Source organism: Brachyspira catarrhinii, assembly GCF_005518285.1.
In the GTDB taxonomy this organism is placed as follows: Bacteria; Spirochaetota; Brachyspiria; order Brachyspirales; family Brachyspiraceae; genus Brachyspira; species Brachyspira catarrhinii.
This window is the reverse complement of the sequence record NZ_SJDU01000716.1, coordinates 1-604: the sequence shown is the minus strand read 5'-3', so window position 1 is coordinate 604 and position 604 is coordinate 1. Positions and strand designations below refer to the sequence as shown.

Genomic DNA, 604 nt, shown 5'->3' with positions numbered 1-604 from the left:
CCGTAAGAACGATTACGATTAATTTCACTTTTACGGCAGACGATAAAACTTTGAACAACTATATTCAAACTTTGTCCGTTGAAGTGAAATTGACGCATTTTAAAGAAATGACTATTGAAAATGAATTCAAGCAAACGATTATAGAAGTTGGAGATTGGAATTCATCAAAATATCCTAATATTAAATTTTCAACCGCTACCGCAAATGGAAATACTATTACAGTTGATGCAACGGGAATTGATAATGATACTTCGGATGACTATGTTCCAAAGGAGGTAAGTAAAATCGATTTTGGAAGCAATGGGTTATTGGGTAGATTAAAAGCTCATATGACCTCTAAGAATGTGCCATATTATAAAGATTTAACCTACATCAAAAATGAAAAAAGTGGAGATAATGAAGCTTTCTATTATAATTTAGTTGTTAATGACGCTTATGAACTTGCAAATACAGAAGTTGTTATAGTAATTAATAATCTGAAACATGTGACTGGCAGTAGTTATGCAATAAGCTGGATAGATTAAATTATAAGTTAGAAAATAATTAAGTTGAAGATAATATGATTTAAGTTAATAAGATTTTTAAGAGTTAAACCGAATTTATT

At 29.3% G+C, this 604-nt stretch carries 1 protein-coding gene; it reads left to right on the top strand.

From position 1 onward, the window contains the following. Positions 1–524, top strand: a 524-nt coding sequence (locus tag EZH24_RS13160; protein WP_236847273.1) for a hypothetical protein, incomplete at its 5' end; no start/stop codon positions are given. Between the last annotated feature and the right edge of the window lie 80 nt (positions 525–604).